7 protein-coding genes and 2 pseudogenes are annotated in these 8,332 nt (G+C 64.3%); 6 read left to right on the top strand and 3 right to left on the bottom strand.

Annotated features, from left to right (window positions below):
• Together VET27_RS19130 and VET27_RS19125 are read left to right on the top strand one after the other, a co-directional pair.
• The coding region (locus VET27_RS19130; RefSeq protein WP_526520965.1) for an alpha/beta fold hydrolase at positions 1–423 on the top strand (423 nt) is incomplete at its 5' end.
• A gap of 88 nt (positions 424–511) precedes the next feature.
• On the top strand, positions 512–1,858 hold the full coding sequence (locus VET27_RS19125) for an ABC1 kinase family protein (protein ID WP_526520963.1): 1,347 nt from the start codon (positions 512–514) through the stop codon (positions 1,856–1,858).
• 40 nt (positions 1,859–1,898) lie between these two features.
• On the opposite strand, the pseudogene VET27_RS19120 reads toward VET27_RS19125, so the two are convergent.
• Together VET27_RS19120 and VET27_RS19115 are read right to left on the bottom strand one after the other, a co-directional pair.
• A pseudogene (locus VET27_RS19120) lies at positions 1,899–2,272 on the bottom strand (glycosyltransferase family 2 protein); the annotation flags it as partial.
• Between the two features lie 20 nt (positions 2,273–2,292).
• The gene (locus VET27_RS19115) at positions 2,293–2,667 is read right to left on the bottom strand and encodes a hypothetical protein (protein ID WP_526520961.1); all 375 of its coding nucleotides are present in this window, start codon (positions 2,665–2,667) and stop codon (positions 2,293–2,295) included.
• A 1,086-nt stretch (positions 2,668–3,753) separates the two neighbouring features.
• Here VET27_RS19115 and VET27_RS19110 point away from each other — a divergent pair.
• The 4 genes from VET27_RS19110 (at position 3,754) to VET27_RS19095 (ending at position 7,639) form a co-directional block, all read left to right on the top strand.
• The gene (locus VET27_RS19110) at positions 3,754–4,656 is read left to right on the top strand and encodes an alpha/beta fold hydrolase (RefSeq protein ID WP_526520959.1); all 903 of its coding nucleotides are present in this window, start codon (positions 3,754–3,756) and stop codon (positions 4,654–4,656) included.
• Between the two features lie 150 nt (positions 4,657–4,806).
• A complete protein-coding gene (locus VET27_RS19105; RefSeq protein ID WP_526520957.1) occupies positions 4,807–5,685 on the top strand; it encodes a cyclopropane mycolic acid synthase family methyltransferase in 879 nt (292 codons plus the stop codon).
• Between the two features lie 41 nt (positions 5,686–5,726).
• Positions 5,727–6,605: a cyclopropane mycolic acid synthase family methyltransferase gene (locus tag VET27_RS19100; RefSeq protein WP_526520955.1), complete on the top strand. Its 879-nt coding sequence runs from the start codon at positions 5,727–5,729 to the stop codon at positions 6,603–6,605.
• A 137-nt stretch (positions 6,606–6,742) separates the two neighbouring features.
• Entirely contained in the window at positions 6,743–7,639 is an 897-nt protein-coding gene (locus VET27_RS19095; RefSeq protein ID WP_526520953.1) for a cyclopropane mycolic acid synthase family methyltransferase, read from the top strand.
• A 63-nt stretch (positions 7,640–7,702) separates the two neighbouring features.
• Here VET27_RS19095 and VET27_RS19090 read toward each other — a convergent pair.
• Positions 7,703–8,332, bottom strand: a pseudogene (locus VET27_RS19090) (hypothetical protein); the annotation flags it as partial.

Here is an 8,332-nt window from a genome sequence, read left to right as displayed (position 1 = left end):
CGGGTGATGAAGCTGGCGCTCAACCCGCCGGGTAGGGACGCTCCGCGGGCAGCCAAGGTCGCGATCGAGATGCGCAACATCGCAGTGATCAACGGCCCCAACTTCCTCCCTGCCGACGAGCAACTGCGCCATCGTGTCGAGACGCTCACCGCGCGAAGTGACTATCCGCAGGGCGGATTGCGGCAGTTCGACGCGATCCTCTGCACGGGCAGCCTGTTGCGCTTCACCCGGCGCATCACCGCGCCGACCATCGTCGTGCACGGGTCGCACGACCCAATGATGCGAATCAGCAACGGCCGCAACCTGGCTCGCCTCATCGACGGGGCGCGGTTCATCGTGGTCGACGGCATGGGCCACGATCTGCCCGAGCCGGTGTGGCGACCCGTGGTGGACGCGCTGGTGGAGAACTTCCCCCGCGATTAGTCGCGCCACCGCCCCTGCGCGAACGAGCAGGTGTGACCGGGCGCACAGGAGATTTCCGCCCGACCGGCACCTTTGAGACACTGCAGGGATGACAACCACCAAGCACCGCGAGGTAGCCCAGCTGGACCGGGTACCGCTGCGGGTCGAGGCTGCCCGCATCGGCGTGACGGGATGGCAGCTCACCCGCACCGGCGCGCGGGTCGTCAGCAAGCTCGCCGGCCGCGGCTCACTGCAGCAGAAGATCATCAAACAGATCCCGCAGGCGTTCGCCGACCTGGGCCCGACCTACGTCAAGTTCGGCCAGATCATCGCGTCCAGCCCCGGCGCCTTCGGCGAACCGATGTCGAAGGAGTTCCGCAGCCTGCTCGACCGCGTCCCGCCCGCCAACACCGTACAAGTCCACAAGCTCTTCAAGGAGGAGCTGGGCGACGACCCCGCCAACCTGTTCCAGAGCTTCGACGAGCTGCCGTTCGCCTCGGCGTCGATCGCCCAGGTGCACTACGCGACGCTGCACTCGGGTGAGGAGGTCGTGGTCAAGATCCAACGGCCCGGCATCCGCAGGCGGATGGCGGCCGATCTGCAGATCCTCAAGCGCGGAGCGCAGCTCGTCGAACTGGCGAAGCTCGGCCGTCGGCTCTCGGCGCAGGACGTCGTCGCCGACTTCGCCGACAACCTCGCCGAGGAACTCGACTTCCGGCTCGAGGCGCAGTCGATGGATGCCTGGGTGGCGCACATGCACGCGTCCCCGCTGGGTAAGAACATCCGCGTGCCGCAGGTGTATTGGGATCTGACCAGCGAGCGCGTGCTCACGATGGAACGCATCCAGGGCGTCCGCATCGACGACGTGGCCGCGATCCGCAAGGCCGGGTTCGACGGCACCGAGCTGGTGAAGGCCCTGCTGTTCAGCGTCTTCGAGGGCGGCCTGCGGCACGGCCTCTTCCACGGCGACCTGCATGCTGGCAACCTCTACGTCGACGCCGACGGCAAGATCGTCTTCTTCGACTTCGGCATCATGGGCCGCGTCGATCCACGCACCCGGTGGCTGCTGCGCGAGCTGGTGTACGCCCTGCTGGTCAAGAAGGACCACGCCGCGGCGGGCAAGATCGTCGTCCTCATAGGCGCCGTCGGCAACGTGAAGCCGGAGGGCGAAGCTGCGAAAGACCTTGAGGCGTTTGCCACTCCGCTCACGGCGACGTCACTGGGCGACCTGTCCTACGCCGCGATCGGCAAGCAGCTATCGGCGCTGGCCGAGGCCTACGACGTCAAGCTGCCGCGGGAGCTCGTCCTGATCGGCAAGCAGTTCCTCTACGTCGAGCGCTACATGAAGCTGCTGGCGCCGAAGTGGCAGATGATGACCGACCCGCAGCTCACCGGGTACTTCGCCAACTTCATGGTCGAGGTCAGCCGCGAGCATTCCGAGGAGCTCGACGCCTGACCCGTTGGCACCTCGGTCAGAAGCGGTCGCGGCGGAGCCATCCCTCCATGAAGCGGGACTCCTTGGCGTAGTCCGCGCCCGCCGTCAGCGCGGCGACATACCGTGGAATCTCCAGCGGATCGGTGCTGCCGTCGGCGTCGATCATCACGATGATGTCACCATACGCAGCTGCGAACCCGCACGCCAGGGCATTGCCCTTGCCGGTACGGCTCTGAGTAATGTGAACACCGCTGGGCCACAGAGCTTTCGCTACCTCTGCCGTGTTGTCCACGGACGCCCCATTCACGAACACGACCTCGTCGACGCCTTCGCCAAGACGGGCCGCGATCGGTGCCAGATTCCTTTCCTCGTTGAGCGCCGGATCACCACCGACACGTACGGACGCGTGGCGCCCCGTGGCAGCCCCTCGCAAATAGGGCGGCTCCCGCACCCGTTCACGCCGTCTCCAAACCTTGAGTGACGCCGTCACCGAATCCGGTGCCGACGACCCACACCTGCGACGGTTCGGCGACGGAGTAGATCAGGCACGTCGCCCCGACCCGACCGAACTTGCCCACGGTCGACGCGATGAACTGCACGAACACCTGTTCGTTGACGGTTATCCGGTTGCCGGCGATCGTCGCCCGCCAGCCAGCTGCTTGCAGGGCCTTCAGCGCGTTGCCGATGGCCGGGACGCCGGCGACGGCCTTCGCGACGCACTCGACGCTCAGGAGGTCCACGCCCTCGCGACGATGGGCGACCGCACAGTCGTCCGCGAGTTCGCGAGCGCCGACGGCATCATCCATCACGACGCCACACCGAGCGATCATGGATTGGACGTAACGATTGCCATTCGGCGCAATGTCATTGGGCATAATTGATTACCCCTTCACCTGACGGGTAGAAAGCGAATGAAAAAGAGTTGAGCGACTCGACCCGCGCGATGGGTCGGAAGAAGTCGCCGCCGGCATTGTTTATCGTCGCGGTCCGAGACCTTTTCGCCATGACATGTCGCGAACCTGGGACCGCGTCTGGCCTTCGCCATACGCCGTCCGTGCGTTACCCGCCCCCACGAGCAGCAGCCTCCCTGTGACTCGAGTCGCCCCAGCTTGACGTACACAATGACACATCCGTCAGTTACGGCGCAAGCATTTCTGGCAAACTTGCGACCAAAATCCCTTCTGCTTGGCGAATTCTTAGCTCGATAGATCTTCAAACCGTTTCACAGCAAGTTCCCAGCCGCTCCACCAGTAGATGTTCGTGGTCGACATGAACCGCTTTGTGCCGTCCAGCCATGCCGATTGGCATGCTCGCCGGGTAGCAAACACTTCTTGAGGTGCGACTTCAGCCATCCCGACCGCCTCGCAGGTGACGACGACCAGGCGCCGCCGTGGACGAGTCCCCGGCCAGTAGTGCCGTGCGCGAGAGGCCATCCCAACGTACGACCTCGAAAGATCGGGGACGCCAACTCCGCTCTCACGTACCGCGCACGTGCAAGTTTGGCAAAAATTTACTTGCGCACGGAATGAGTTCCGCCAGGGTGCGCTTCGCGACATTTTGACGACGCGAGGTTCACGCGACTGCCGCTTCGACCAGGCGATCCAGGGCGACCAACGAGCCGCGACGTGCCGCGGCGCATGATTAAGCCGAAGAGGCTCCCAAACCCGCGACGAAAGGGAATCGACAATTGACGTCGGGCAGCGTTCGGCGGTTTACGGCGTGAGTGTGGATGGGTCGAACCACGAACACCGTTGCTGCCGCACCAGCCATTCCGTGTCGAATTCGTCAGCGGTAATCCGGGACCTTTGGGCCACAGTGGCGATGGGCGGTGGAGCGAAGGGGTGGCCGGGACGTCACGGCGACCTCGACGCCTGCCCCGTAGCCTTTGACAAACGCGCGAACCTTGGGAGGTCGAGGTGGAGGTACGTACCGGAGCCGCCAAGTCGGGTGACTTGCACATCGTCTACGAGGACATGGGTGACGAGAACCACCCGGCAGTCCTGTTGATCATGGGGCTGGGCGCGCAATTGTTGTTCTGGCGCAAGGGTTTCTGCGAGCGGCTGGTGGACCAGGGGTTGCGCGTCATCCGCTACGACAACCGCGACGTCGGACTTTCGAGCAAGGTCGAGGGTCGTCACACCGGGGCGAAGTTGTTGCCCCGGATGGTGCGGTCCCAGTTCGGCTTGCGCAACGACGCGGTCTACACGCTCGAGCACATGGCCGACGACGCCGCGGCACTGCTCGATCATCTGCAAGTCGAGAAGGCGCACGTCGTCGGCGGATCGATGGGCGGGATGATCGCGCAGATCTTCGCCGCGCGGTACCAGCACCGCACCAAGACGCTGGCCGTCATCTTCTCGAGCAACAATCAGGCTCTGCTCCCCCCGCCGGGGCCCAAGCAGTTGCGCGCCGTCACGACGCGCCCCAAGGACACCTCCCGCGAGGGAATCATCGCCAACTCCGTGCGCGTCGGAAAGATCATCGGCAGCCCGGCCTACCCCGTTCCCGAGGAACAGATGGTGGCCGACGCCGTCGAGAGCTACGAGCGCTCCTACTACCCGGCGGGGGTGGGGCGGCACTTCGGCGCGATTCTCGGCAGCGGCAGCCTGCTCGAGTACGACAAGCAGATCACCTCGCCCACGGTGGTGATCCACGGGCGGGCGGACAAGTTGATGCGCCCCGCCGGCGGTCGCGCCCTCGTCAAGGCCATCCGCAGGTCCAGGCTGGTGTTGTTCGACGGCATGGCCCACGACCTGCCAGAACCGCTCTGGGACGACATCGTCGGCGAGCTGAAGACGACCTTCGCTGAAGCTCCGTGACGCGGCGAGATAGTGACGGAGTCGGTCGTCGTCCAATTCGGCTGCCGGTCTTGATCGGCGTAGAGTGCGCGGTTGAGCGCATTGGGGGGCTTGGCGAGTCATCGGCGACGTCGCCGGGCCACTGATCAGCCAAGAGAGGCATTTTCCACCATGTCGACTACCCGTAAGAAGGGTGGCCTCAAGCCGCACTTCGAGGATGTACAGGCCCACTACGACCTGTCGGATGACTTCTTCAGCCTCTTCCTCGACCCGACCCAGACCTATAGTTGCGCGTACTTCGAGCGCGACGACATGACGCTGGAGGAGGCCCAGCTCGCCAAGGTCGACCTGGCGCTGGGCAAGCTCGGCCTCGAGCCGGGCATGACGCTGCTCGACGTCGGCTGCGGCTGGGGTTCGACCATGCTGCGGGCCATCGAGAAGTACGACGTCAACGTCGTCGGACTGACGCTGAGCGAGAACCAGAAGGCACACGTCGAGAAGGTGTTCGCCGAGCACGACAGCCCCCGTTCCAAGCGCGTGCTCCTCAACGGTTGGGAGCAGTTCGACGAGCCCGTCGATCGGATCGTCTCGATCGGCGCCTTCGAGCACTTCGGCAAGGACCGTTGGGACGACTTCTTCGCGATGGCCTACAAGGCGCTGCCCGACGACGGTGTGATGCTGCTGCACACGATCACGGCGCTCACGCTTCCGCAGATGACGGCGGGTGGAATGCCGCTCACGTTCTCGGTGGCACGGTTCGTCAAGTTCATCCTCACGGAGATCTTCCCGGGCGGTTACCTGCCGACGATCGAGATGGTCGGTGAGCACGGGACCACGGCCGGCTTCGAGCTGACCAGAACGCAGTCCCTGCAGAAGCACTACGCCAGGACGCTCGACACCTGGTCGGCTGCGTTGGAGGCTCACAAGGACGAGGCCATCGCGGTGCAGTCCGAAGAGGTCTACGACCGCTACATGCACTACTTGACGGGCTGCTCCGAGGGCTTCAAGGTCGGCTACATCGACGTCAACCAGTTCACGCTGGCCAAGTAGACGATTCGGCGCGCGAAGGCGCCACCCGTAGCATTCGTCCAATGGCCGACCTCGTTCCACACTTCGACGACGTGCAGTCGCACTACGACCTGTCCGACGGCTTCTACCGCTTGTTCCTGGATCGGACGCAGACCTACAGCTGCGCCTACTTCGAGCGTGACGACATGACGCTGGAAGAGGCCCAGTTCGCGAAGATGGACCTGGCGTTGGGCAAGTTGGGTCTCGAGCCCGGGATGACGCTGCTGGACATCGGGTGCGGCTGGGGGGCGACGATGTTGCGGGCCGTCGAGAAGTACGACGTCAACGTCGTCGGCCTCACCCTGAGCGAGAACCAGCACGCTCACGTCGAGAAGCTATTCGCCGCCTCGAAGAGCTCACGTTCCATGCGGGTGTTGCTCAACGGGTGGGAGCAGTTCGACGAGCCCGTCGACCGGATCGTCTCGATCGGCGCCTTCGAACACTTCGGCTACGACCGCTACGACGACTTCTTCGCGATGGCCTACCGGGTGCTGCCCGACGACGGCGTCATGCTGCTACACACCATCTGCGGGATGTCGATGGAGTACGCCAGGGCGAACGACGTACCGCTCACGATGGAGCTCTTCCGATTCGTGAAGTTCATCATGACCGAGATCTTCCCCGGCGGTCAGCTGTGCAAGGCCGAGATGGTCGGCCCGATGGGCGAGAAGGCCGGCTTCACCCTCACCCGGACGCAGGAGCTGCGACCTCACTACGCTCGAACCCTGAGTCTGTGGGCCGACGCGCTGAGCGCCCACAGGGACGAGGCCATCGCGCTGCAGTCCCAGGAGGTCTACGACCGCTACATGCACTATCTGACGGGGTGCGCCAAGCTGTTCGCCCAGAGGCAGGCCTTCGTGAATCAGTTCACGTTCACGAAGGCGCCGACCAAATTGGGGTGAAACCCCTGCAAAACGCTAGCGTGTACGGCTAGTTGCCCGTTTCGCGGGCTCTGGCCACGTAGGGTGCGGTCACAGTAACTCTCGATACGCGATCGACTACAGCGCCGTCGTGATGAGGAAAGGCCTAGCAGGGAAACATGTCTGACAACTCCACTGGCACGAAGGATATGACTCCTCACTTCGAGGACATCCAAGCCCACTACGACCTGTCGGACGACTTCTTCGGGGTGTTCCAGGATCCGACGCGCAAGTACAGCTGCGCGTTCTTCACCCGGCCGGACGCCACGCTGTCCGAGGCGCAGATTGCGAACGTCGACCAGCACCTCGAGCGCTTGGACCTCAAGCCGGGAATGACGCTGCTCGAGGTCGGCTGCGGCTGGGGTCTGACGCTGCAGCGCGCGATGGAGAAGTACGACGTCAACGTCATCGGTCTGACGCTGAGCAAGAACCAACAGGCCTATTGCGAGCAGCTGCTCGGCAAGCTCGACAGCAAGCGCACGTTCGACGTGCGGCTGGAGGGCTGGGAGCAGTTCAGTGGCTCCGTCGACCGCATCGTGTCGATCGAGGCCTTCGAGCACTTCGGCTTCGAGCGCTACGACGACTTCTTCAAGACGTGCTACGACGTCATGCCCGACGACGGACGGATGACGATCCAGAGCAGCGTCGGCTACCACCCGTACGACCTGGCCGAGCGCGGCAAGAAGCTGACGTTCGACCTGGCGCGGTTCGTCAAGTTCATGATCACCGAGATCTTCCCCGGCGGTCGCGTTCCGACCACCAAGATGATGGTCGAACACGGCGAGAAGGCGGGCTTCGTGGTCCCGGAGACGCTGTCGCTGCGCAACCACTACATCAAGACCTTGGGCATCTGGGCGGCTGCGCTCGAGAACCACAAGGACGAGGCGATCGCCGCCACGGACGAGGAGAACTACCACCGGTACATGAAGTACCTGACGGGGTGCCAGTACTACTTCGTCGACGAGGCCATCGACGTCAGCCTGGTCACGTACCTGAAGCCCGGTGCGGTGGCTTAGGACTCTTCACGGGAAACGCCCCGGCACTCGTCGAGTGCCGGGGCGTTCTTCGTATCTCGGGGGTTAGGCGGCGGCCTGGTGGTCGTCGGCGCTGGCGTTGTCGGCGGCGTCATTTGCCTCGTCCTGCTTGCCGTTGCCGTTGACGGCCTTGGCCTTCTCGGCCGCTTCGTTCCTTGCCTGGTCAGCGGCGTCGCTGGCTTCCTTCTCGGCGGCGGCCTTGGCTTCCGCAGCAGCCTTCTTCTCCGCAGCAGCCTTCTTCTCCGCAGCTTCCGCAGCAGCCTTCTTCTCCGCAGCCTCCGCAGCAGCCTTCTTCTCCGCAGCTTCCGCAGCAGCCTTCTTCTCCGCAGCCTCCGCAGCAGCCTTCTGCTCCGCAGCCGCGGCCTTGGCGGCGTCGTCCTGGCCGACATCCGGTTGGACAACGTTCTCGTCGACCTTGTTCTCATCGACCGGGTTCTCGTCGACGAGGTTCTGGACGACCGCGGTTTGCTTGTTGCCCTTCTCGACGAGGGTCGCTGGCGGGTCATCTTGAACGGGTCCCGCGGCGAGCCGCGAGAACGACTGCACACTCTGAATCTGGTTGTTGGAAGCCGTGTTCGGGGCGAGCATGCTTGCCCCGCCGTTCAGCGCGTCCTGCACGCCTTGGACGATGGCCTGCACGAACTGCACCGAGAACGTGATCGGGTTGAACGTGAA

It is taken from the genome of Mycobacterium sp., assembly GCF_035633495.1.
Taxonomy (GTDB): domain Bacteria; phylum Actinomycetota; class Actinomycetes; order Mycobacteriales; family Mycobacteriaceae; genus Mycobacterium.
Note: the sequence above shows the minus strand (reverse complement) of the source record. Positions and strands in the feature narration are given on the sequence as shown.